The 25,383-nt window shown below is 33.5% G+C and carries 27 protein-coding genes; 12 read left to right on the plus strand and 15 right to left on the minus strand.

Annotated elements, in window-relative coordinates; genetic code table 11:
* The 3 genes from uxuA to ACXHHC_RS07985 are packed head-to-tail and all read right to left on the minus strand — an operon-like array spanning window position 1 to window position 3,424.
* A complete protein-coding gene (gene uxuA, locus ACXHHC_RS07975; RefSeq protein ID WP_458229101.1) occupies window positions 1–1,161 on the minus strand; it encodes a mannonate dehydratase in 1,161 nt (386 codons plus the stop codon).
* Between the two features lie 2 nt (window positions 1,162–1,163).
* Window positions 1,164–2,597, minus strand: a complete 1,434-nt coding sequence (locus tag ACXHHC_RS07980; RefSeq protein WP_458229102.1) for a sulfatase — start codon at window positions 2,595–2,597, stop codon at window positions 1,164–1,166.
* An 11-nt stretch (window positions 2,598–2,608) separates the two neighbouring features.
* The gene (locus tag ACXHHC_RS07985; protein ID WP_458229103.1) at window positions 2,609–3,424 is read right to left on the minus strand and encodes an SDR family oxidoreductase; all 816 of its coding nucleotides are present in this window, start codon (window positions 3,422–3,424) and stop codon (window positions 2,609–2,611) included.
* 129 nt (window positions 3,425–3,553) lie between these two features.
* On the opposite strand from ACXHHC_RS07985, the gene ACXHHC_RS07990 reads away from it, so the two are divergent.
* The 12 genes from ACXHHC_RS07990 (at window position 3,554) to ACXHHC_RS08045 (ending at window position 14,407) form a co-directional block, all read left to right on the plus strand.
* Window positions 3,554–4,600 (plus strand): substrate-binding domain-containing protein, encoded by a 1,047-nt coding sequence (locus tag ACXHHC_RS07990; protein ID WP_458229104.1) that lies wholly within the window; start codon window positions 3,554–3,556, stop codon window positions 4,598–4,600.
* A gap of 133 nt (window positions 4,601–4,733) precedes the next feature.
* Window positions 4,734–5,900 carry a tetrahydrodipicolinate N-succinyltransferase N-terminal domain-containing protein gene (locus tag ACXHHC_RS07995; RefSeq protein ID WP_458229105.1) on the plus strand — a complete coding sequence of 389 codons (1,167 nt, stop codon included), beginning with the start codon at window positions 4,734–4,736 and terminating at the stop codon, window positions 5,898–5,900.
* Between the two features lie 129 nt (window positions 5,901–6,029).
* A complete protein-coding gene (locus ACXHHC_RS08000) occupies window positions 6,030–6,290 on the plus strand; it encodes a GlsB/YeaQ/YmgE family stress response membrane protein (RefSeq protein WP_458229106.1) in 261 nt (86 codons plus the stop codon).
* Between the two features lie 79 nt (window positions 6,291–6,369).
* Entirely contained in the window at window positions 6,370–6,657 is a 288-nt protein-coding gene (locus ACXHHC_RS08005; protein WP_458229107.1) for a GlsB/YeaQ/YmgE family stress response membrane protein, read from the plus strand.
* A 268-nt stretch (window positions 6,658–6,925) separates the two neighbouring features.
* Window positions 6,926–7,213 (plus strand): hypothetical protein, encoded by a 288-nt coding sequence (locus ACXHHC_RS08010; protein WP_458229108.1) that lies wholly within the window; start codon window positions 6,926–6,928, stop codon window positions 7,211–7,213.
* Between the two features lie 268 nt (window positions 7,214–7,481).
* On the plus strand, window positions 7,482–7,769 hold the full coding sequence (locus tag ACXHHC_RS08015) for a hypothetical protein (protein WP_458229109.1): 288 nt from the start codon (window positions 7,482–7,484) through the stop codon (window positions 7,767–7,769).
* Window positions 7,770–8,401: 632 nt separating this feature from the next.
* Window positions 8,402–8,662, plus strand: coding sequence for a hypothetical protein (locus ACXHHC_RS08020; RefSeq protein ID WP_458229110.1), 261 nt, complete (start codon window positions 8,402–8,404; stop codon window positions 8,660–8,662).
* Window positions 8,663–8,731: 69 nt separating this feature from the next.
* Window positions 8,732–10,300 carry an NAD(P)/FAD-dependent oxidoreductase gene (locus tag ACXHHC_RS08025; protein WP_458229111.1) on the plus strand — a complete coding sequence of 523 codons (1,569 nt, stop codon included), beginning with the start codon at window positions 8,732–8,734 and terminating at the stop codon, window positions 10,298–10,300.
* A 72-nt stretch (window positions 10,301–10,372) separates the two neighbouring features.
* Window positions 10,373–11,533 (plus strand): DUF3095 family protein, encoded by a 1,161-nt coding sequence (locus tag ACXHHC_RS08030; RefSeq protein WP_458229112.1) that lies wholly within the window; start codon window positions 10,373–10,375, stop codon window positions 11,531–11,533.
* An 18-nt stretch (window positions 11,534–11,551) separates the two neighbouring features.
* On the plus strand, window positions 11,552–12,862 hold the full coding sequence (locus tag ACXHHC_RS08035; protein WP_458229113.1) for a DEAD/DEAH box helicase: 1,311 nt from the start codon (window positions 11,552–11,554) through the stop codon (window positions 12,860–12,862).
* A gap of 21 nt (window positions 12,863–12,883) precedes the next feature.
* Window positions 12,884–13,810, plus strand: coding sequence for a DMT family transporter (locus ACXHHC_RS08040; RefSeq protein WP_458229114.1), 927 nt, complete (start codon window positions 12,884–12,886; stop codon window positions 13,808–13,810).
* 27 nt (window positions 13,811–13,837) lie between these two features.
* Window positions 13,838–14,407: a YdeI/OmpD-associated family protein gene (locus tag ACXHHC_RS08045; protein ID WP_458229115.1), complete on the plus strand. Its 570-nt coding sequence runs from the start codon at window positions 13,838–13,840 to the stop codon at window positions 14,405–14,407.
* Window positions 14,408–14,410: 3 nt separating this feature from the next.
* Here ACXHHC_RS08045 and ACXHHC_RS08050 read toward each other — a convergent pair whose 3' ends face one another.
* The 12 genes from ACXHHC_RS08050 to ACXHHC_RS08105 form a co-directional block, all read right to left on the minus strand.
* A complete protein-coding gene (locus ACXHHC_RS08050; RefSeq protein ID WP_458229116.1) occupies window positions 14,411–15,517 on the minus strand; it encodes a CNNM domain-containing protein in 1,107 nt (368 codons plus the stop codon).
* A gap of 93 nt (window positions 15,518–15,610) precedes the next feature.
* Window positions 15,611–16,663 (minus strand): NAD(P)/FAD-dependent oxidoreductase, encoded by a 1,053-nt coding sequence (locus tag ACXHHC_RS08055; RefSeq protein ID WP_458229117.1) that lies wholly within the window; start codon window positions 16,661–16,663, stop codon window positions 15,611–15,613.
* A 75-nt stretch (window positions 16,664–16,738) separates the two neighbouring features.
* Window positions 16,739–17,341 carry a precorrin-2 dehydrogenase/sirohydrochlorin ferrochelatase family protein gene (locus tag ACXHHC_RS08060; RefSeq protein WP_458229118.1) on the minus strand — a complete coding sequence of 201 codons (603 nt, stop codon included), beginning with the start codon at window positions 17,339–17,341 and terminating at the stop codon, window positions 16,739–16,741.
* A gap of 1 nt (window position 17,342) precedes the next feature.
* Window positions 17,343–18,101 (minus strand): uroporphyrinogen-III C-methyltransferase, encoded by a 759-nt coding sequence (gene cobA, locus ACXHHC_RS08065; protein WP_458229119.1) that lies wholly within the window; start codon window positions 18,099–18,101, stop codon window positions 17,343–17,345.
* 153 nt (window positions 18,102–18,254) lie between these two features.
* Window positions 18,255–20,354, minus strand: coding sequence for a HEPN domain-containing protein (locus ACXHHC_RS08070; RefSeq protein WP_458229120.1), 2,100 nt, complete (start codon window positions 20,352–20,354; stop codon window positions 18,255–18,257).
* Between the two features lie 162 nt (window positions 20,355–20,516).
* Complete coding sequence (locus ACXHHC_RS08075; protein WP_458229121.1) at window positions 20,517–21,758, minus strand: sulfate adenylyltransferase subunit 1; 1,242 nt, start codon at window positions 21,756–21,758, stop codon at window positions 20,517–20,519.
* Between the two features lie 126 nt (window positions 21,759–21,884).
* The gene (cysD, locus tag ACXHHC_RS08080; RefSeq protein WP_458229122.1) at window positions 21,885–22,784 is read right to left on the minus strand and encodes a sulfate adenylyltransferase subunit CysD; all 900 of its coding nucleotides are present in this window, start codon (window positions 22,782–22,784) and stop codon (window positions 21,885–21,887) included.
* A 116-nt stretch (window positions 22,785–22,900) separates the two neighbouring features.
* Window positions 22,901–23,527, minus strand: coding sequence for a phosphoadenosine phosphosulfate reductase domain-containing protein (locus ACXHHC_RS08085; protein ID WP_458229123.1), 627 nt, complete (start codon window positions 23,525–23,527; stop codon window positions 22,901–22,903).
* On the minus strand, window positions 23,524–23,784 hold the full coding sequence (locus ACXHHC_RS08090) for a DUF2061 domain-containing protein (protein ID WP_458229124.1): 261 nt from the start codon (window positions 23,782–23,784) through the stop codon (window positions 23,524–23,526). Before ACXHHC_RS08090 ends, ACXHHC_RS08085 begins: the two co-directional genes overlap by 4 nt.
* 171 nt (window positions 23,785–23,955) lie before the next feature.
* Entirely contained in the window at window positions 23,956–24,168 is a 213-nt protein-coding gene (locus tag ACXHHC_RS08095) for a putative signal transducing protein (RefSeq protein ID WP_458229125.1), read from the minus strand.
* Between the two features lie 95 nt (window positions 24,169–24,263).
* Complete coding sequence (locus ACXHHC_RS08100) at window positions 24,264–24,677, minus strand: RrF2 family transcriptional regulator (RefSeq protein WP_458229238.1); 414 nt, start codon at window positions 24,675–24,677, stop codon at window positions 24,264–24,266.
* Window positions 24,678–24,772: 95 nt separating this feature from the next.
* The gene (locus ACXHHC_RS08105) at window positions 24,773–25,231 is read right to left on the minus strand and encodes a helix-turn-helix domain-containing protein (RefSeq protein ID WP_458229126.1); all 459 of its coding nucleotides are present in this window, start codon (window positions 25,229–25,231) and stop codon (window positions 24,773–24,775) included.
* Between the last annotated feature and the right edge of the window lie 152 nt (window positions 25,232–25,383).

The following is a 25,383-nucleotide window of genomic DNA, read 5'->3' on the forward strand; positions in this document are numbered from 1 at the left end:
TTACAAACTTCTTTTAATTCCTAACTCCAATCCTCTTAACTCTGCCAAACCTTTTAATCTACCCAAAGCAGTGTAACCACAATAGGCATTATCATTGGTCAAATCATCTATAATCTGATGTCCGTGATCCGGTCTCATCACCAACTCAACACCTCTTTTTGCCTCTACTTTAGCAACGGCCTTTACCACCTCGTACATATCGCTAGATCCACCCAAGTGTTCATCTTCAAAGAAACTTCCATCAGCTTCTCTACGAACATTTCTTAAATGTAAAAAGTGAATTCTATCTGCAAACTTCTCTATCATTTTAGGTAAATCATTTGCCGGATTTGCTCCTAGTGACCCTGTACAAAACGTAATTCCGTTAGATGGGCTATCTACAAAACCAACCAAATCATCCAAATCAGCTTCTGATTTTATGATTCTTGGCAATCCCAAAATATCCATTGGTGGATCGTCTGGGTGAATAGCCATTACGACTCCATTTGCTTCTGCAACCGGAACCACTTCATTTAAAAAGAATGATAAATTACTTTTTAAATCTTCGTGAGAATATCCATCGTACTGAGCAATCATCGCTTTGAATTCCTCCATAGTTAAATCATCCACCGTACCTGGCAATCCTTTTAAAATACAGTCTGACAAACGTTCTTTTTCCTCTGCAGACATTTGCTCAAAAGCAACTTTTGCTTTTGCTAAAACTTCAGCTGTATAATCATTCTCGGCACCTTCACGCTCCATTAAATACACTTCAAAAACGGCCATTTCTACCTTATCGAAACGCAAAGCCGTAGCTCCATTTTGCAAAGGCCAAAACAACTGCGTACGTGTCCAGTCTAATACAGGCATAAAGTTGTAACAGATATTTTTAACACCACAAGCAGCTACATTCTTAATACTCTGCTTATAGTTTTCTATACGTTCTAAATAATCTCCTTTTTGTAGTTTGATATTTTCATGAATAGGAATACTTTCTATAAAAGACCATTCTAAACCAGCCTCTTCTATCATCGTTTTCACTTTCATGATTTCTTCTACTTCCCAAACTTCACCATTCTGAATATGGTGTAAAGCAGTAACTACACCTGTTGCTCCTGCTTGTGCTATATGCGATAACTGAACTGAATCAGTTACTCCAAACCATCTAAATGTTTGTATCATTTTTAATCTCTTTTTAAATCTTTTAATTTAACCAATGCTAGTAACTCTGTAACCTTTTTAGGATGTTGAGCAATTATATTCTTTGTTTCGTATGGATCTGTCTTATGGTTATACAACTCAATAGCTTTACCTCCTTTTAAAGTCAACCTATAGGTATCTGTTCTAATACTTCTGGTATTATTTTTATACGCATAGGCTACATGACCTTCTTTTTTTACGTTTCTCAACATCGGTTTCAAAGACACTCCATCTGCAAAAGCAGGAATTGGCAAATCTGTCAAATCACATAAGGTTGGAAAAATATCTACCGTTTCTACAATAGCATCCGTTCCTTTTCCTTTCTTACGGATCGATTTATCGACAATTATTAAAGGTGAATGCAAAGCTTCATCAAACAAGCTATGCTTTCCCCAAATGGCATGCTCCCCTAAACTCCAACCATGATCTCCCCACAATACAATGACTGTGTTCTTATCTAATCCTGTTTCCTTTAACTTATCTAACACTTTACCCACCTGTGCATCTGCATAAGTAACACAAGCAGCGTAGTGTTTTTTAACCTCGTTGGCAAATTTTTTATCCTTTCTAGGATCCTTATCCAATCGATTGTATTTCATGAATTCACCTGAGGCATGCCACGTAGAATTCCAAAATGGTTTTTCAGGAAATGGAGCATCGGGAATCTCAACTCCGCTGTAAATATCGTAATATTTTTTGGGTGCACCAAAAGGTAAATGAGGTCTTATAAAACCTACCGCAAAAAAGAATGGTTTGTCCCCCTTGCTAAATTCTTCTAATTGTGTAATAGCTGCATTGGCTATATGACCATCCGGATAAATAGTATCAGCTCCTGTTTCTGCTTGAAAAACAGCCATTTCACCTGCTTTTTTTCTAATTTCTCCGTGAGCCAAACCATGCATGGCACCTTTTGGACTTTTCCAATCTGCAAAAGGAATCCAACTCTTATCCCAAGCACCAGGCATTTCAACTTCATTGGGATCGTTCCAATCTTTTCCTCCTCTACCTCCAGGATGATGAGAAACTTTACCTAATGAAACCGTTGTATAGCCATGTTTTTTAAACCAATCTGGCATACTAGGTAAAACAGCATTTGGATTTTCTTTCATCCTTTTCTGTCTTCTAAATAAAGCTGCATTGGAATTTTTATGATATCCTGCTTCTTCGTATAAACCTGTTAACATGGTATATCTTGATGGACCACAACTGGGAGCATTTACATAGTGATTGTAAAAGGCTCTACCTTTTTTTGCCAAAGCATCGATATTTGGAGAAACAATATAGTCTGCACCAAAAGATTTTAGCTCTGGACGTAAATCATCCACACAAATTAACAATACATTCTTTTTATGTTGAGCAGAAGCTCCCCAAAAAAAAGATGCAATTAAGAATACAATAACTATCCTAAAATATTTCATTTTAATTAAAATTAAACTCCGCTAAAAGCGCTAAACCCTCCATCAATTGGCACTACAATACCTGTAACAAAGCTTGCAGCATCGCTTAATAACCATTGTACAGTCCCGTTTAACTCTTCAGATTCTCCAAAACGTTTCATAGGTGTGTTCTGAATAATTGTGTTACCTCTATCTGTGTAAGAACCATCTTCGTTAGTTAACAATCGTAAATTTTGTTTACCAATAAAAAAACCTGGAGCAATTGCATTTACTCTTAACTTGTCTCCAAACTTTAACGCAAATTCAGTAGCCAACCATTTGGTAAAACTATCTATTGCTGCTTTAGATGCAGAATATCCAACTACTCTTGTAATTGCTTGGGCTGCTGCCATAGAAGAAACATTAATAACACTTCCTTTACCATTGGCTACAATCTCTTTTCCAAAAACCATAGAAGGTAAAACGGTACCATCTAAATTTAATTCAGATACTTTTCTAAAATCGTCCATTTGCAAATCGAACACATTTTTATCTGGTCCAATAGTTGCTCCTGGCATATTTCCACCAGCTGCGTTAATTAAACTGTCAATCTTACCCCACTTTGCAATAATTTGATCTTTTACTTCTACCAAAGAAGCTTCGTTTAAAACATCGCAAGCAAATCCTAAAACCTCACTATTAATCTCTTTTAAAACCGCTAATTTATCAGCAACGGTACTTTCGCTTCTACTAATAATTACCACCTTAGCTCCTTCTCTTAATAAATGTTCTGCAATGCTTCCTCCTAAAACACCTGCTCCTCCGGTTACAATAATTACCTGATTTTGAATACTAAATAACTCCGACATATGAATACTTTTATAATTACGTGTGCGAACACGAAATTACACAAAAAAACACACAAAATAAATATTTACTAATTTTTTTCCTTTATTTTGTCTTACTAACTAATAACAAACCTTCTAACCATAAATAATTTGAATAGGATTAAAGACATAGCCAAAAAGGCAAATGTATCTGCTGGAACAGTAGACAGAGTAATTCACAATCGTGGTGGAGTTTCAGAAAAAACTAGAAAGAAGATTCTTAAAATTATAGATGAAAGCAACTATACGGTAAATCCTGTTGCCAGTATTTTAGCTTCTAAAAAAAAGTTTTCTATTGCTACATTACTTCCGCTTCCTATTTCATCTAACGATTTTTGGCAAACACCCAAGAAGGGAATTTTAGATGCAGCCAAAGAAATACAAAGTTTAGGTTTTGAAATAGTCAATTACGAATTCGATCAATTTGACCCAAAGTCTTACCACGAGTCTTTTAATAGAATGTTAGCCGAAGAACCCAATGCTGTTTTACTTGCTCCCATTCTTCAAAAAGAAACGCTAGAAACTATTAAACAACTAGACGAGAATAACATTCCTTACGTTACTATTAATGCAGAAACAGAAGGATTAAACAACATCTCTTTTATTGGTCAGAACTCTTATAAAGCAGGTTATCTAGCAGGTAAATTATTCAACTGGGTACTACCTAATGACTCTTATGTATTGAGTATAGAAATAAGAAGAGATTTAGCCAATCACAAGGTAATAAACGATAGAATAAGAGGTTTTGAAGACTATCTAACGACTAGCTCTAAAACAATTTTACCAAAAACCATTGTTATTGATATTGATAAATTAAACAACGAAACCTTACTAAGTAGTGTCTTAAAAAAAGAGTTGGAAGATTTTCCTAACATCAAAGGAATTTTTGTTCCATCTAGTAAGTCTTACACTATTGCAAAAAGCATTTCGAAGATTAATAGAAAAGACATTGAAATTGGAGGTTTTGATACCACGCCAAAAAATGTAGCTTACCTAAAGGACGATACGATTAATTTCCTAATTAGTCAAAAACCCTATCAACAAGGTTACGACGGTATTAAACTCCTTTTTAATTATTTAATCAATAAAAAAACACCTCAAAAAAACTTCTACTCTCCTATTGAAGTAATTTTTAAAGAGAATGTAGATTATTTATAGAGGCTTTGCTATCGAACGTTTTATGCCATAAGTTGTAAGCTTAAATCCTATAAAAATGTTAAAAAGCTTACTACATATAGCAATAAAAAATGCTTTATATTTGCCCGATTACTTTTAGATAACAAATAATTATATGAATACTATAGAAGAATTTAAAGCTTACGTAGCGCAAGTAGAAGCTACAGAGGGATATACAAAACCTTTAGCATTTGGATTAGGAATCCGTCGTTCTAAAGGAGAAAAAGTTTTAGATGTAAATTTCCCATCTATTAACTGGGATACTGCTTTTGGAACTGCAGCTTTATTACAAGATGTTGTAGGTTTTAAAGGAGGAGAAAATGGTTATGTAACAGTTTCTAAAGAACAATTACAAAAAGGATTTGACAATTTTGCTGCTTTTCACGGAGAAATAGAAAAACACCCAAACATTGTTTTAATTCAACAATTATTAGAAAACTACAACGTACCAACAAACACATACCAAGATATTGATGTTGTTGCCTATTTCTTATTTGATAAAGACCAACCTGTTGCAGATGCAGTAGAAGGATACTTTAAATTACAATGCTTATCGCAACTACACGTATTGCCTCACGGATTGTCTTTAGAGGGGGTGTTTGGTAAATTAAACAATATTGCATGGACCAATCATGGACCAATTTTGCCAGAAGATATTTCTGCAGAAAGAATTAAAGCAACTTTTAAAGGAGAAAACATTGTAGTTTCTCACGTAGATAAATTCCCTTACATGGTAAACTACCACGTACCAAATGGAGTTCGTATTGCTAGCGGATCTCAGGTTCGTTTAGGAGCTCATTGTGCTGTTGGAACTACTGTAATGCCTGCAGGGTATGTAAACTTTAATGCCGGAACTAAAGGTAATGCAATGATAGAAGGTCGTGTTTCTGCAGGAGTAGTTGTTGGTCATGACTCTGATTTAGGAGGAGGTGTTTCTATTATGGGAACATTGTCTGGAGGTAACAAAAATGTAATCTCTATTGGTGATAAATGTTTATTAGGAGCTAACTCTGGTACTGGAATCTCTTTAGGATTTGGATGTACTATTGCCGCTGGTGTATATGTTACTGCTGCTGCTAAAGTTTGGTTATACGATGCTAACAAACAACCTGTAGATATTAACGGAAACGTAGTTGCAGAAGGAGAAAACATTGTAAAAGGTGCCGAGTTAAACGGAAAAGACAAATTGTTATTCTTGTTAAACTCTACCAACGGTCACTTAGAATGTAAGCCTAACCCAAAAACAATTGAGTTAAACGAAGCATTACACGTTAAGAATTAAAAAGAACAACTTTTTATAATAAACAACAACCACCTGTAAGTAACAGGTGGTTGTTTTATTATAAAATATGACCATTCAAAAATTATATATTACTACTTTTACAGTAGAACATTAAAACTTATACACTTTATGGATTTTTTAATAGACCTAGCTTTTTGTGCTGCAGCAGGTTTGGCAGCAAGCTTTTTGTTTAGCGGTAGCAGATTTGGAATACTTGGTTACATAGTAATTGGAGCAATTGGAGGATTTATAGGACAATTTATTTTTGGTTATTTTCAAATTAACATAGTAGGTGGCTATTTAGGTAAATTCTTATATGCCTTTGCTGGTGCATTAATTTTATTATTTGTCTTAAGCCTTTTTAGAAGTAAAAGAAAAGACAAAGAATAAACATTACTTACATTGGTAAATAACTTCTAATAACAACAGTTTATTTATTAGTTATTAAAATTGATAAAAATTAGATGCTATGAAATTATTAATTGAATTTGCTGCCGTTCTCCTCTCTGGATGGATAGCGTATTATTACTTTGCAAAAGTAGAAAGAGGATTTATTGGGCTAATGATTATTGGTATTATAGGAAGTGTACTAGGACATTATACTATAGAAGCTTTTATTAGAGACTACACAAGACCTGTAATTGCTAAATTCATTGCTTATATTATTGGAGCTATTGTTTTTCAGCTAGCTTATAACTTTGTCATGAAAAAATTCATACTTAAAGAAGAAAGCCAAGAAACTGAATCAAAAAAATAACATTAAGAAATAGTTAAAAACACTACATTCTTAAAGAACTTAAAAGCGAGAAATACTAAAGTATTTCTCGCTTTTTTATCATTTGTTAATTACACAAATTTTAACAACATAAAATACGTATAAAAAATAAACTTAATTCTTTTTTTTGTTAAACAATAACATTCATCACTATTTTTAAGATATCATATGTTAATCAATTCAACTTGTTTATTATCTTCGGACGGCAATTATTAACTAAAAAACAACAATTATTTAACTAACAAAAAAAATGAGCTTATTAATAGACCTGACCATTGCAGCATTCGCTGGATGGTTGACAAATTATTTTTTAGGAAAAAGTGAACATGGAATTTTAGGATACTTAGGTATCGGAATTATTGGAAGTATTATAGGGATTGTACTTCTAGAAGCTATAGTAAGTCCTTATACACACCCCATTGTAAGTAAACTAGTTACAACTTTATTAGGTGCGATAATCTTTCAGGTTAGTCTTAACTTATTTAGAAGAGAGAAAAAAGAACATGAAGAGTCAGAGAAACAAACTAAACTAACATAAAATCAAAACTTTACGAAAGTAAAAAACTAAAACTAAACCCTAAAAGCTAGCTAATTTTTAATAATTAGCTAGCTTTTTACTTTTACACAATTACGGACTCTATTCTAAGCTAGAAAAACCTAAAATAACAGCTTCATAAGTTTAACATTTGTTTAAAAAGATAACTTACATCAATCAAAAGCAGACATCTAATGTTAACTAAATATCATTCTTAACTATCTTCGCGCGCGGTAAAATAAACTAAAAACAATATTTATTTAATATAGAAATGGACTTAATATTAAATCTAACTTTCGCTGTTTTTTCTGGATGGTTAACGAATTCTTATTTGGGAAAAAATAACAATGGCTTTTTAGGATACTTTGTTACAGGTGTTATAGGAAGTATCTTAGGTGTAATTTTATTTAAATCATTAATTATTGGTTTTATACATCCAATTTTAGTGAAACTAATTACAACTTTACTAGGTACAGTACTATTCCAAATTGGACTAAACTTAATCACCCGAGAAAGAAAAGAACAAGAAGACACAAAAAAACAGACAAAACTTACTTAAAACCAATGTTTTAACCAATTTTAAGTTAAAAACTTCCACTTAAAAACAGATGAATTCTTAAAAATTCATCTGTTTTTTTTTGTAACATACAGCACTATAACACTTTTTTTACTAATAAACTAAAAAGAATAACAAATATCAATCCATCGGTATTTTTACGTAACTTTATGACTATCAACACATAATATATATTAAATGAAAAAATTATGGATTTCGTTATTACAGTTTTGTTGGCCGGTCTATCGGGGTGGCTTGTCAACTTTCTATTCAAAAATTCGGATTTAGCCCCGATTGTCTACTTTTTTATTGGGTTACTTGGAGGTACATTGGTTAGTTTTATTTTCCAAAGTTTTAAAATCCCATTCTTAAGCGGACATTTAGGAACCTTCTGTTTTTCCCTAATTGGTTCTATTATAATTTACAGCCTACTAGAAATAAGATCTAGATTTAAGAGTACGGCAAAGTAAACTTGACCTAAATACCTTCCCTAAATTTTATAGACTCCTCTCCTCTATAAAAACTCTCATTTACAATACTTTAATACTATTTTTAGCGTTCTAATATTTGACTAAATCATCTTTTTTTCGTAAATTATCGTGGGTCATTTAATTAAAACTAAAAATGTATAAATCATGGATTTCATTATCACAGTGCTACTTGCCGGATTCGCGGGCTGGTTAGCAAACTTTTTATTCAAAAACATGGACCTAGGTCCAATGGTTTATTTTTTTGTTGGTATTGTGGGTGGTACAGTAATCAGTTTTATTTTTAAAACATTTAACATTCCTTTTTTAGGTGGACATTTAGGAACTTTTGGCTTTGCTCTTATTGGTTCCATAACAATTTACCTTACTATAACCGCCATTACCTTTTTTAAAAAAACAGAAAATTAAACCACTTTTACTACCCCACTTTTTTAATTAGCAATTCATAACTATCTTTAAATAGATTACTTTTGCCATATGGTAAAAGAGATTCAATTACGTATTAAACTACAGGAAGAAAATAAGGAAAATATCCTTACTATAAAAGCTGCCCAATGGTTAGATATCAATAGAAAAGACATTAACAGTGTAAAAGTGCTTAGAAAATCTATTGATGCACGAAAGCCTCAAATTTACTTTAATTACAAAGTTGCAGTGTATATAAAAGAACCTGCTCCACAAAACTCTGAATATCAATTTAACTACCAAGATGTTGCCAACAAACCTGAAATACATATTGTTGGTTTTGGACCTGCTGGTATGTATGCAGCACTACGTTGTATAGAACTAGGATACAAACCTATCGTTTTAGAACGTGGTAAAAATGTGCAAGACAGACGTAGAGATTTACGTCAGATTAACCAATTCCATAACGTAAACGAAGACTCTAACTACTGTTTTGGAGAAGGTGGTGCAGGTACATACTCCGATGGAAAATTATACACGCGTAGTTTAAAGCGTGGTGATGTTCGTAGAATTTTTGAAAACCTAGTATACCATGGTGCAACCGAACAAATTTTAATTGATGCACATCCACATATTGGAACCAATAAGCTTCCTAAAATTATTGCCAAGATTCGTGAGAACATCATTCACTACGGTGGAAAAGTACATTTTGAATCTAGAGTGGTAGATATTACTACTAAAAACAACAAAGTACAAGCTATTCAGCTCCAAGATGGTAGAGAAATGGATTGTAAAGCATTAATTCTTGCTACGGGTCACTCGGCACGTGATGTGTACGAATTATTACATCAAAAAGAAATAGCATTACAAGCAAAATCTTTTGCTATGGGAGTTCGTGTAGAACACCCTCAAGAAATAATAGATAGTATTCAATACCATTGCGAAGGTAAAAGACACGAATTACTACCTGCAGCTGCCTATGGTTGGGTAGAACAAGTAAGAGAACGCGGAGTATATTCTTTTTGTATGTGTCCTGGTGGATTTATAGTTCCTGCTGCTACAGCAAATGGTGAAGTAGTCGTAAATGGAATGTCTCCATCTAAACGAAACAATGTCTTTGCCAATTCTGGAATTGTGGTAGAAATTAACGCTCAAAAAGATTTGCAAAAATACGAACAGTATGGAGCACTAAAAGGCCTACAGTACCAAAAAGACTTAGAACGCTTGGCTTTTACAGCTGGTGGTAGAACACAAACTGCTCCTGCTCAAAGATTAACCGATTTTATTGATGGTAAGCTATCTCCAGAATTGAATCCAACTTCTTATCAACCTGGTTTAAAATCGTCTCCTTTACACTCTTTACTCCCCAAAGCCATTGGTGGTAGATTGCGTAAAGGTTTTGCTCAAATAGGTGCTAAAATGCACGGATACAATACCAACGAAGCCAATATCGTAGGAGTTGAATCTAGAACCTCATCGCCTGTAAACATCCCAAGAAAAGACAATTTAGAGCATCCAGAAATAGAAGGGCTATTCCCATGCGGAGAAGGTGGTGGTTATGCTGGTGGAATTATTTCTGCCGCTATGGATGGTGAAAGATGTGCAGAAGCTGCAATTAGCCAATTAAACAGATACTCTTAACATTATTTGTTACCTTTACCATAACACAAGGCTTTGTAGTTGCAAACACTAACAAAACTATAGTTAGACTCCATGAATGACTCAAAGTACTACAGCAAATTATCTAAAACACAGCTAACACTTGTAGACTTATTGAATTCTGAAGCTAACTTTTCAGAAGTTCCTAATACATGGCATGTGGTGGTGGTAGATGTTAAAAACTCAACTAAAGCAGTTGACAATGGCAAGCACCATCAAATTAATCTAACCGCTACAGGAGCTATTATTTCTGTCTTAAACACTATTAGAAAAGAAAAGCAACAAATAGAAATTCCATATTTTTTTGGAGGAGATGGAGCCACTTTTATCCTACCTGAATCTCTTTTAAAAAAAATTATAGTTACGCTCAATAACTATAGTGCGCATGTTAAAAAAAAGACCAATCTAATTCTTAGAGTTGGACATATCTCCGTAGCAATACTAAAAAATAAAAACACTTTTTTAAAGATCGCTAAACATAGCCTTACGAAAGAATTAGTTATTCCTATCGTTTTAGGAAATAGCCTTAAAATAGCTGAAGGGATTATTAAAAACACTTTTATAGAAAACAATTTCCAAACAGTAAAAAAAGAGCTTATTAATCTCGAGGGAATGGAGTGTAGATGGAAAGAAATACAACCTACACAAAATCAAAAAAAAGTAGTTTGTTTATTGATCGATTGTAAAGATGAAAAAAGTCAACGATTAATCTACCAAAATATTTTAAATCAAATGGATGTGTTTTTTGGAGATATTCATAAAAGACAACCGATCAAAACTAAAAATTTAAATCTAGACTTTAGCATTTCTAAAATTTGGAAAGAAATGAGAATTCGTAATGCAAACACAAGCTTTCTATATCTTATAAAAAATTGGTTAGTTACACAGTTGGGTCGTTTTTATTTTAATTTTTCTGATGATGGAAAACACTATTTAAAACAAATAGGTCAGCTTTCTCATACCCTAATGCTTGATGGAATGATTAATACAGTTTTCACTGGAAAACAAGACAAAATAAATACCTTTATAGAATATTTGGACAAATTAGAAAGGGAGCATAAAATAATTTATGGCATTCATGTAACTCATGCGGCAGTTATGTCTTGTTATGTCCTAGACAGAAAAACCAAACACTCGCATTTTGTAGATGGAACCGAAGGAGGTTACACTTCTGCTGCTAAAATGTTTAAAGCAAAATATCAAAAAATAAAGTAAAACCATCTTATTACAACAATGTCTACAACCTATAAAAACAAAGCTCATATTCTTGCCAAACTAGGAATTCAAGAACTAAATCCTATGCAAGTAGCAGCAGAAGAAGGAATTGCATCAAAAAAAGATGTTGTTTTATTATCTCCTACGGGTACAGGAAAAACCCTTGCTTTTCTGCTTCCATTAATAGAAAAATTAAATCCTAGCACTTCGGAATTACAAGCTGTAATTATTACACCTTCTAGAGAATTGGCCATACAAATAGAACAAGTTTTTAGAGAAATGGGAACAGGTTACAAAGTAAACTGTGTATACGGAGGTAGAGCCATGTCTAAAGACAAAATAGAATTGGCTCACACACCTAGTGTATTAATTGGTACTCCTGGTAGAATTGCAGATCATTTACGCAAAAATAGTTTTGATACTTTTGAGATTCGCACCCTTATTTTAGATGAATTTGACAAATCTTTAGAAGTTGGTTTTGAGGAAGAGATGAGTGAAATTGTACAACTTTTACCAGCTGTTCAACAAAAAATATTAACCTCGGCTACTCAAGAAATAGAACTCCCTAAGTTTATTGGAATTCTAAACCCACTTGAAATTAACTTTCTAAGTGAAAAGAAATCACAACTTATAATTAAAAAAGTGCTTTCGCCAGAGAAAGATAAACTAAAAACATTGGTAGATGTCTTATGCCACGTAGGAAACAAATCTGGAATTATCTTTTGCAATTTTAAAGACACTATTGCTAGAGTAAGTGATTATTTAAAAGAACACGACATTAGCCACGGTTGTTTTTATGGTGGATTGGAACAAAAAGACAGAGAACGTGCTCTAATAAAATTTAGAAACGGTACACACAAAATATTAATAGCAACAGATTTGGCTGCTCGTGGTATTGATGTGCCAGAAATTGACTTTTTAATCCACTACCAACTGCCTTTAAAGGTAGAAGAATTTACACACAGAAATGGTAGAACTGCCAGAATGCACAAGGAAGGAACTGCTTATGTGATACAGTGGAAAAAAGAGGAACTACCCACATTTATTAAAACCGATGAAGTAGAGCATTTACATGCCAATACTTTACTTGAACCTTCTGAATGGAAAACCTTATTTATTTCTGGAGGAAGAAAAGACAAAATTTCTAAAGGAGATATTGCTGGTTTACTAATCAAGAAAGGAAAATTATCGGGTAATCAAGTAGGTGTTATAGAACTAAAGCAAGACTGTGCTTTTGTATCGGTAAAAGTACAGAATACGCAATCTATTATCTCTTATGTGAATAATGAACGACTCAAAAAGAAAAAAATTAGAGTTACAGAAATTTAAATAATTCCTAATTCTATCAACATGAAAACCAATTTAAAACCAACCAACAAAAAAGAAAAATGGCTCTTGGTAGCTATGATTTTAAGCATGTGTACTTGGGGAACCAGTTGGAGCTGTGCAAAAGTACTGGGAACATATACCAGCTCTTTAAACTTATCTTTTTTACGTTTTATTTTGGTGCCTTTATCTCTAATTCCAATATCGTTTGTAACAAAAACAAAACTTACTATAAAAACCAACGGAAGCTTACATGTAATTGGAGCTTCTGTTTTTATATTGCTCTATACCTTATTTTTCTTTAAGGGAGTACACGAAGGTTTCCCGGGTGCTGGTGGAGTTTTGGTAACTACTATCAATCCCATTTTCGCCTATATCATTGGGCTTTTTATCAGTAAAATACTACCCAAAAAACAAGAATACATTGGACTCTCCTTGGGATTTATTGCAGGGATGATCCTTTTAAAAGTTTGGGAAAATGGAGGTGCTATATTTGAATTTGGAAATACCTATTTCTTATTAGCAGCATTGTCTTGGGCTGTTATGAGTAAATTTAGTTCTTATGCAAACAAATTTGGTAATGCTGTTGGTTTTAGTTTTTGGACACATTTGGCAACTCTTATCGTCCTGTTATTTATGATTAACTACGAAGAACTCTTTGATGATTTAGCCAAAGCTGATGCTATTTTTTGGGGTAACTTATTTTATTTTGGGGTGATTAACTCTGCTGTAGCCACCACATGTTTCTTATTTGTAACAGCACGAATTGGAGCCGAAAAAGCCAGTACTTTTATTTTTATAGTTCCAAGTACTGCTGTTTTAACTTCGTGGATAGTTACTGGCGAGAGTATTCTATGGAACACTATTGTAGGTGGAATATTAGGAATAATAGCAGTATTTATTATCAATGGAAAGTTTAGAAAAAATGTAAATAGAAATATTGCTAGGTAGTACGCTCTACAGTAACAATTAAATAGTATGAATACCAAAGAAGAAATCTACTTTAAAACAGATACTGAATGGCGTGAATGGTTAGCCAAGAACCATGACACATCTAAAGGAGCCTATTTAACCTTTTACAAACTAGAAACAAAAACACCTACCATGCGATGGGAAGAAGCTGTTAAAGTAGCTCTTTGTTATGGCTGGATAGACAGTACTGTAAAAAGTTTGGGCAATGGTAAACGCAAACAATATTTCTGTCCTAGAAAACCCAAAAGTATATGGAGCGCTCTAAATAAAAAATATATAGATGAATTAACCCAAAATGGTTTAATGCAAAAAAGCGGAATAGCAAGTGTTACAATCGCAAAAGAAAATGGTTCTTGGGCTTCTTTAGATAAAGTGGAAAGTTTAGTTATTCCAGAAAAACTCCAAAACGCTTTTGATCAGAACAAAATAGCATTTAACAACTACCTTAATTTTGCCCCTTCCTATAAAAAGCAATATTTGTATTGGTTTCATTCCGCTAAAAGAGAAGACACCCAACAAAAAAGAATCCTAGAGATTATAAGATTGTGTGAAGCCAATCTAAAAACTAGAAATTAAATTTTAGTCTGTAATAATCCCCAATCTTTTGGCTCTTTCTTCCCAACTTCGTCTTGCCAAGCTTCGTAAATCTTTTACCGTATCACTTTCATCCATAATTTCTAACCCCAATAAGGTTTCAATTACATCTTCTTGAGTAGCTACTCCCACTACAGAACCATATTCATCTACCACCAAGGCGATATGTTCATTTTTTTCAATAAACCTCTCAAACAACTTAGGAATGGCTAAATCTCTATTGGCCACAAGAATTTCTCTCTGAATGGTAGCCAACTCTTTGTCTCCATTACCATCTATAATAGCCCTCAGAAGTTGGTCTTTTAAAAAGTATCCTTTTATATTATCAGAATGATCGGTATAAATTGGAACTCTAGAAAATCGTAAATCCTTATTCTCATCAAAAAAAGATTGTATGGTTTGCGAAGCATCTGCTGTTTTTAGCACCGTTCTTGGAGTCATAATATGTCTTACGGCTACTTCTTTAAAACTTAACAAGCTTTTAATCATCTTACTTTCGCTTTCCTGAAAAACGCCCTCTTGCTCAGCAATATCTGCCATGGCAGAAAAGTCTTCTCTACTCAACACACTTTCTCCATGCCCCCCTTTTCCAAAGAATTTGGTAAACAATTGTAAAACCCAAAGAATTAAAGTGTATTTGCATATAAAGATTAAAATCCCCAATACTTTTGTTGTAAAGCCTGCCAAAGATTTCCAATAAGTAGCTCCAATCGTTTTTGGTATGATTTCCGATGCTACTAATATTAAAATAGTCATAATAGTAGATACAGTTCCTACCATTAAATCCTCAGTAAACGTTATTCCAAAAACAGTTCTCGAAGTATTTCCATACATTTCAACATAAGCAACCTTTGCTTGTACACCTACCAAAATAGCTCCTACAGTATGTGCAACGGTATTAATAGTTAGAATGGCAATTAAAGGCTTATCAACATCATTCTTAAGAACTTCTAGTTTTTCTGCATAAGATTTACCTTCTTGTTTTTTAACATTCACAAACGTAGGTGTAATACTCAACAAAACAGCTTCTAGAATAGAACACAAGAATGAGAAAAATATAGATAAGACAGCGAAAACGACTAATAGTGTCATGTTTAATTTTTATGTAAAAATATGGAAAATAAAAAACCTCAAGAAAAGACTTGAGGTTTTAAATATGAATATTAAGTTATATCTAATTTAGTACTAGATACTCTTTACAACTGCTTTTTTAGCTTCTTTCTTTTCTCCATCAAATCCTTCTACTCCATTTACTGTAGTATACTTCATTACATAACGCTTTCCAGGGTTAATAATGTTGTATGCATATTGTACTGCAATAGTTGCTTCGTGGAATCCACACAAGATTAGCTTTAATTTACCTGGGTATGTGTTAACATCTCCAATAGCAAAAATTCCAGGAATGTTTGTAGAGTAATCCAACGCGTTGTTTACTACAATTGCATTCTTCTCTATTTCTAATCCCCAATCTGCAATAGGTCCTAATTTAGGAGACAATCCAAATAATGGAATAAAGTGATCTGTTTCCTTAATAATTTCTCCCTCTGTTTTGTGCTTAATCATTACAGACTCAACTTTTCCATCTCCAGAAATTCCTTTTACCTCTGCATCTGTAATTAAGTTGATTTTTCCTTCTTTTGATAACTCAGCTACTTTTTCTACAGAATCTAAAGCTCCACGGAACTCATTTCTTCTGTGTACTAAAGAAACCTCACTAGCTACATCCGATAAGAAAATAGACCAGTCTAAAGCTGAATCTCCACCTCCAGAAATAACTACTTTTTTACCTCTATAGAATTCAGGATCACGAATGATATATTCTACTCCTTTATCTTCGTACTGAGCTAATTCTTTAATAGGTGGCTTACGTGGTTCAAAAGATCCTAAACCTCCAGCAATAAATACTGTTGGTGCAAAATGCTCTGTTCCTTTATTTGTAGTTACTTTAAAAGTACCATCTTCTAATTTCTCAATTGTTTGAGCTCTTTCTCCTAAAGTATAACCAGGCTCAAAAGGAGCAATTTGCTCAGCCAAATTATCAATTAAGTCTCCTGCTAACACCTCTGGATAAGCTGGAATATCGTAAATAGGTTTTTTAGGATAGATCTCCGAACATTGTCCTCCTGGTTGAGGCAATGCGTCAATTAAGTGACAACGTAATTTTAACAATCCTGCTTCGAATACCGCAAACATACCTACAGGTCCTGCTCCGATGATTAAGATATCTGTTTTAATCATTATCTTACTTTTTATTTATTATCATTTTAAATAAGCGACTGCAAAGATGCATATAATTATCTAATTAATCGCTGACTATTCGTCTTTTATCTTATTTTGAATATCCTTTACCAATCCCTTAGTAAATTCGTTCATCTTTTCTACTTTTTCTTCAAAGTCTCCTTTGATGGTATCTCTATACTTATTTAAGTAATCCGCTAAATCATCAATGTTTTCTGGCAATACCGTTTCAAAAAACTGACGTAAACGCTTCGCCATCGTTGGTGACTTTCCATTGGTAGAAATACCAATTTTCACATTTCCTTTGGTAACAATTCCACCCATATAAAAATCGCAATACGGAGGGTTGTCTGCCAAATTCACCAAAATAGCACGCTCTTTACAGTCGTTGTAAACTTTTAAGTTTACACTAGGAACATCTGTTGTAGCAATTACAATATGTTTTCCTTCTAGCATACTACTATCGTATTTTCCAACTACTCTACGTACATTGGCTGCACTGTCTGCTTTTTCAATAGTTTCGTCTCTATACATAGGAGAAATCATTGTAATTTTAGCATCTGGGCTAGATTTTAACATAAAAGAAATTTTCTCTAATGCTACATATCCACCACCAACAACCAATACATTTAAAGCAGTAACTTTTAAAAACACAGGATACAATTGATTCTTTTCCATCTTATATTGTTTTTCCTTTTTGTCTTAAAAACTGTTGATACAATACTTCGCTCTGCTTTACAGTTTCCCCAATTACAATAATAGAAGGGTTACTCATTCCTTTCTCATTAATAATTGACAAAATAGTATCTACTTTTCCTACTGCTAAACGTTCTTGTTCTCTAGTACCGTTTTCTATTACTGCTACTGGAATTTCATTTTTCCCTTTTGCGATAAAAGTGTTAATGATTTTTTCCAACTTGCTCATCCCCATTAAAACGACAATGGTAACGTTAGAGTTTGCTGCAGCTTCAACATCTTCACTTAACTCTTCATCAGAAGTAGTTCCGGTAATTACTCTAAAACTTTCATTTACTCCTCTTTGTGTTAATGATATTCCAAAACTTGCAGGTGCAGCAATGGCAGAAGTAACACCAGAAACAATTCCTATTTCTACTCCTCTCTCTACAACATATTTTAACTCCTCTGCACCACGTCCAAACACAAAAGGATCTCCTCCTTTTAATCTTACAACATGTTTTCCTTGGCTTGCATGTTCTACAATCAATTCATGGATTTTCTCCTGAATAAATTTATGCATCCCTTTTCGCTTACCAACAAATATCTTTTCTGCTTTCTCTGCATGCTCTAACAACTGTGGATTGGCCAATGCATCGTACAACACAACATCTGCTTCTTGCAACGCTCTAACACCTTTTAGTGTAATTAGCTCTGGATCTCCAGGTCCGGCTCCTACTATTGTTAATTTTCCTACACTCATACCTTTTATCTGAGGAGTTAAGAAGTTTAGTAGTTATAGTTTGCTTTGCAAACAGTAGTTAAGGAGACAACTGTACTTGTAAACTTCTTAACTTCTAAATAGCAAAGCTATTGCTAACTCCTGAACTTCTTAACTTCTTATATGTAACTACGCTTAAGCCAACTCAGCAGCTCTATACGCTTCAATCAATCCTAAGAATTTTTCTGCATCTGCAATGTATGCCTTAGCAAATTCTTCTGACTGCTCGTTTTTATTAATCTGATACACAAAACTTTCAAAATCAGTTCCTAATTCTACTTTACCAGTAGCTACTAACTTTTCGTTAAAGTCAGAAATAATTTTATTGTGTGTATTCGTTTTTACTCCTTCTCCTGTTAAAATAGCTTTGGCTGTATGTACCATTGAGCTATAAGAGAAATAAATTGCATCGCTTAATTTTCCTTCGGCTAATGCTTCGTTGGCATTGTTTAATTTCTCTTTAGAATCGAATAATAAAGTAGCTACTAAATCAATTACTACACCAGCACACTCTCCTACTCCTACAGCTTTTTCGTACTTTTCTTCGTTACCCCAGTCAATAAAGTCAGATTCTACTAAATCATCTGTACTAGACAATGGCTTTAAGAAATCGTAGAAATATTTTTGTCCTCCTTTAGACTCGTAGTATTCTATAAAATCTACTCCTCCAGAGTTTGCTATGTAATCGTTTAAGATTAATCTTAATGCTTCTGGTCCTCTTTTAGATGGTACTTTAATTACCTTATCTGCAATTCTAGCTTCTCCATCTCCTACAGTTCCACCTCCTAATAACACCTGTAATGCTGGAGCTACATATTGTCCTGCTTTTACAGACATTCCTTGGAAACCAATATTACATAAGTTGTGTTGTCCACAAGCATTCATACATCCAGAAATCTTAATTACTAAATTAGAATCAATTGCAAATTCTGGGTATTCAGCCTTTAAAACTCTTTCCATTTCTTGAGCAGCTCCTGTAGAAGAAGCAATACCTAAGTTACAAGTATCTGTTCCTGGACAAGCAGTAACATCTACTACAGACTCATATCCTAATTCTGTAAAACCTAATTCTTTTAATTTTGTGTAAAAGAATGGTAATAAGTCTTCGCGTACGTGACGTACTAATATATTTTGACGTAATGTAAATCTTAATTCGTCTGCTGCATATTCTTTAATCAAAGCTGCTAAAGCTCTCGCTTCTGGCAAGTAGAAATCTCCTACATTTACTCTAATTCCAATAGCAAATAATCCATCTTGTTTTTGAGCAAATACATTATTTGCTTTCCAAGTTTCGTAAGCTTCTACATCTTCTATAGTTACCTCTGGAGCTACAATTCCAGAAACATCTGGATTGTTCTCAAATCCTTCTGTAGCAATTGGGTAAGATTGATACGCCAATGCTTTTTGTTCTTGTGCTACCAATTCGTTAAAAGCCTCTAAGCCTAAGTCTTTAACTAAGAACTTTAATCTTGCTTTTGCTCTCTTAGAACGCTCACCGTATCTATCAAAAATACGTAAGATAGATTCCATGTAAGGAACAATCTTATCTGCTTCTAAGAACTCGTGTGCAACATCTGCCAAACGAGGCTGAGAACCTAATCCTCCTGCCAACATTATCTTAAATCCTATTACAGGCTTACCATCTACTACTTTAATTTTAGCAATAAAACCAATATCGTGCATGTAAGACAACGCTGTATCATCGTCTGTAGAAGAGAATGATACTTTAAACTTACGTCCTAATTCTTGACAAATTGGGTTACGTAAGAAAAATTGGAAAACTGCATGTGCATATGGTGTTACATCAAATGGTTCCTCTGGGTTGATTCCCGCATCTGGAGAAGCTGTTACGTTACGAACTGCGTTACCACAAGCCTCACGTAAAGTAATATCACTCTTCTCTAACTCTGCCCATAATTCAGGTGTTCTATCTAAACTTACATAGTGAATCTGAATATCCTGACGAGTTGTAATGTGTAAACGTCCTCTAGAATACTCTTCAGAAACATCACAAATTCTTAATAATTGATCAGAAGTTACTTTTCCGTATGGTAACTTAATACGAATCATTTGTACACCAAACTGACGTTGACCGTAAACACCACGTGCTAAACGTAAACTTCTAAATTTTTCTTCATCAATTTTACCTTCGTTAAATTGTTGAATTTTATCTGCTAATTCAATAATGTCCTTCTGCACTATTGGATTTTCTATTTCTGATCTAAAACTTTGCATGTTAAAAACTTTGTTTTTAGTATTAAGTATAGAGTACTGAGTATTAAGTTAACCTTATTACTACTTACATGAATTCACTCTACCTTTAAATCATATTTTATTAATTCTACTTTACTACAAATACTTTTGTACGCTGTACTAATACTCAGTACTTAATACTAATTACTGAATAAATCCAGCTCCTGAAGTATTATTTGTTTGTGGATCTATTAAAATAAAAGATCCTGTTGTTTTGTTTTCTTCAAAAGTATCGTAGAATAAAGTTTTAGCCAACTTTAAAGATACTTTTCCTATTTCGTTAATCTTTAATTCTGTAGCTGGAGTTTCTCCAGAGAAATCTGTAGCAATTACAGATTCTATTCCTGCTACCTTTGCAGCAATAACATTTGCTCCTTGCTGAACTAAATATTTTTTACCAACTACTAAATTGTTAGCATCCATCCAACAGATTTTAGCATTGATTTGTTTTGCCTCTTTTGGTAATTCTGTAGACTTTACAATAATATCTCCACGAGAAATATTGATGTCATTTTCTAAGGTTACATTGATAGATGTTCCTCTTGGAGCCTCATCGTATGTTTTATCAAAGAAATAGATATCTTTTACTTTAGATGCTGTTTTAGATGGTAAAACTGTTACGTCATCTCCTACTGATAAAGAACCTCCGTATAATTTACCTGCGTAACCTCTAAAATCGTGAAATTCATCTGTTTTAGGACGAATTACTGTTTGTACAGGTAAACGAGCTACAGACTCTTGATATACATCTTGCGCTTCTAATCCTTCTAAGTGATTTAACAAAGTAGTACCAGTATACCAAGGTGTATTTTCTGATCTATCTACCACATTATCTCCCTGTAAAGCAGAAACTGGAATAAACGTAATATTTTGTGTAGAACCCGCTCTTTCTGCCAAAGCAGAAATCTCAGTTTTTATTGCTTCGAACTTATCTTGTGCAAAATCTACCAAGTCCATTTTATTTACCGCAACAATAATATCTTTTACTTTTAACAAGTTGTTGATAAAGAAGTGACGGTATGTTTGCTCTATTACTCCATTACGAGCATCTACTAAAATAATAGCTGCTTGCGATGTAGAAGCTCCTGTAACCATGTTACGTGTGTATTCTACATGCCCTGGAGTATCTGCAATAATGTAACTTTTCTTAGCTGTAGAAAAGTAAATATGTGCCACATCAATTGTAATTCCTTGCTCTCTTTCTGCTACCAACCCGTCTGTTGCCAAAGAAAAATCCAAGTAATCAAAACCTTTTTGCTTACTTGTACGCTCAATTGCCTCTAATTTATCGTCTGTTAATGAACGTGTATCATATAATATACGACCGATTAATGTACTTTTTCCGTCGTCAACACTTCCTGCAGTTGCTATTTTTAAAACTTCCATGTTTTTTTTTAAGCTTTAGGCTGTAAGCAATATGCTTTAGGCTTACCTCCTTATTAATTTTATGTTTTTAAACTTGCTTATAGCTTAAGGCATAAAGCCTATAGCATAAAATTTGCAGTGCAAATTTTAGAAATATCCTTGTTGCTTACGTTTCTCCATTGCTGCTTCAGAACGTTTGTCGTCTATACGAGCACCACGCTCAGAAATAGATGAATCTCTAATTTCTTCTACAACTTTACCTATAGAAACGGCATCCGAAGGAACAGCAGCCGTACAACTCATGTCTCCAACAGTTCTAAAACGCACCATCATTTCTACTACCTCTTCATCTTCTTCTCTATAAACAACTTCATCTTCTGCAGACCAAATCATTCCATCACGTAAGAATACGTTTCTTTTGTGTGCAAAATAAATAGATGGTATTTCAATACTCTCTTTTTCTATATAAGACCAAACATCTAATTCTGTCCAGTTAGAAATAGGGAATACACGAACGTTTTGTCCTAATTCAATTTTTCCGTTTAATAAGTCGAACAACTCTGGACGTTGGTTTTTCTCATCCCACTCTCCAAAATCGTTTCTTACAGAAAAAATACGTTCTTTAGCTCTTGCTTTTTCTTCGTCTCTACGTGCACCACCAATAGCTGCATCAAAACCAAACTCCTCAATTGCATCTAACAATGTTTCTGTTTGCAACATGTTACGAGAAGCATATTTACCTGTTTCTTCTGTTACCTTTCCAGCATCAATGTTATCTTGTACATTACGTACAATTAATTCAATTCCTAAGTCCTTAGCCAAACGATCTCTAAACTCAATCGTTTCTGGAAAATTGTGCCCTGTATCTACATGTAAAAATGGAAAAGGAATTTTAGCTGGCCAGAAAGCTTTTTGAGCCAATCTCACCAAAGTAATAGAGTCTTTTCCTCCAGAAAATAATAATACTGGCTTTTCAAATTGTGCAGCAACCTCTCTCATGATGTAGATTGCTTCACTTTCTAATGTATTTACTCTTAAATTGTTCATTTCTTTATTTAGTATAAAGTAGTTAGTATTAAGTACGAAGTACTCATCAACTACATTTTATATTTTGTTTTATCTTCTAAAAACTCAATACTTTGTACTCAGTACTCAGTACTAAATTAATTATGCAATCCACATTCTCTGTTTCCTAACACCTTTGTAGGATCAAAGTATTTGTGTTCGTTTGGAATATTATTTTCTTCCAAGTACTTGTCTAAATCCTCATCAGAATAATCGTAGAAAGGACTTACTTTTAATACCCCGTTTGCATCTTGAGAAACTACTTCTATAGAATCTCTAAAAGCAGTTTGTCCTTTTCTTAAGTTGGTAAACCATACATCTGGTTGATGTGCAGCCATGGCTCTTTTAAAAGGCTCTAACTTTACTTGCTCTGTAAACACCTTGTGCATTGGATCATCTATCTGAGGAATCCCCATTACAGCATCTCTATGAGAAGAAGTTTGTTTAGGAACATACAAATCAATGTTCAACCCTAACAACGCTATTAATTCTTCTGCGTGCTTATAAGTGTTACGAGTATTGTACCCTGTATCACACCAAACCACATTCATATCTGATTTAACCTTAGTAACAGCATGCAAAATTGCACCTTCGTAAGGTCTAAAGTTTGTTGTAATTACCGGTTTTTCTGCTTTTGCAATTGCCCAAGCAATAACCTCATTTGGTGTTTTACCTTCTAGTTCAGCATTGAATGCTGCGATTTCTTGTTCTGTGTATTTGCTCATTTTCTTCCCCATTTAATAGCATTCCATGCACGTTCGTGAAAAAAGTATAATATCATCTTAGTAACAAAATCAATAGAGGCTATTGCAGTTGCAGTTCCTACATTATCTACAACAAACCAAGACACGACCAATGTATCAATCGTCCCTATAAGCCTCCAACTAACAGCTTTAACTACACTACGCACCGGTGTTTCCGATGATGTAGACTTGCTAAAACTATCGTCTGTTTTATCCCCTATGATTCTTTCTGTTATCATTCGTTTCTTTAACTTTGTTTTTATTATCCTACTCAACAAGTAGGGAAATAACACAATATAGGTCGCAAAGATATAGGAACTATTACAACTGACAAAGAAAAAAATAAAAAATCCTACTAAAAAAGTAGGATTATATATTTTCTATTGAAATAAAATTAATATTAGTAAACTCTAAGCCTTATTCTGCATGACTTCCAAAGCTTTATCTACCTCATCTTGGTGCACAAATAATTCTTGAAAATCTGGATTGACAGCTCCAAAACCAGACATTAAAGCTGTGTTTGCAGTATCTTTTAGCACTGGTTCAATACCCACTTGCTGAATTAATTGTCTCATATGTTGCGTATCCACTAAACTTCCTGAAAATATTTTTACGTATGCCATAACTAATTACACTTTTTAAGGTTAAAAATTACGAATGTAAAACACCATTCGTCCCTAGTATAATATACTAAATACTTGGCTTATTTCCTAATCCTTTAAAACAATATCAAGTCTTGTAAAGTAGTATTTCTAAAAACCTCTAAAGTTTTATCACGCACCTGAATCATTAACTTACTTACGGCACAAGTTTTTTCATCTACACAGTCATCGCACTTTTCATAAAAATTTAAAGAGACACAAGGCACCATAGCAATAGGCCCTTCTAAAGTACGAATAACCGAAGTCATTGGAATTTCCTCTGGTGTTTTAGCTAAAAAATAACCTCCACCCTTTCCTTTCTTAGAATCTAACACTCCTGCCTTTCTTAATTCCAAAAGTATACGTTCTAAAAATTTAACAGAAATATTTTCACTTTCAGCAATTTCGGATATCTGCACAGGGCAATCTCTATTCTGCCTAGCCAAATAGGTTAAGGCCTTAATTCCGTATTTTGTCTTTTTAGATAACATATGCGCAAATATACAAATCCTACTTAAATAGTAGGAATTCATCTTATTTATTTAATAACTAAAAAAACACCAAATAAGACAATTCAACAGAGAGATTATTTTCGCTTAAACCTCTTATCAATCATTCTCTCCTTCCAATCTTTTCCAAAAACATCAAAAGTATCAATATAAGACACCCCAATAAATATAGCCCAAAAAACAAACATACCTCCAAAAGCTCCCCAATTTCCAGCATCTTTAACAGCACTTATCAAAGCAATCAATAAAATCATGCAAGCAACTACACACACCATATAAAACCCTTTGACATTTTCAATATACTCGTCCTCTTTTTTGGCTTGCTCCATTTCACTCCCCTTATCTGAGTCAATAATATTGGTTTCAAATACTGCTGCCAATGCTTTTAAAGATTCAAAACTAGCATTTTCCCCATTCTCAATTCTCTGAATGGTCCTTATACTCAAACCACTCATTTCTGCCAATTGCTCCTGAGACCAATGACGTTCTAATCTCATTTTTTTTAGCTCTCTTAAATTTATTTTTTCAGTTTTCATTTGAAATACAATTTAACATTTGATTTACGGAATCAAAAATAAAGAACATTCAATTTTAAGACTAAAAACCATATGGACAAACCTGTAACAAATAGACGACAGCATTATGACAGCACAAAACACATTAACCAACATAAAGATATTACACCCCA

The organism is Wenyingzhuangia sp. IMCC45574, from assembly GCF_054182685.1.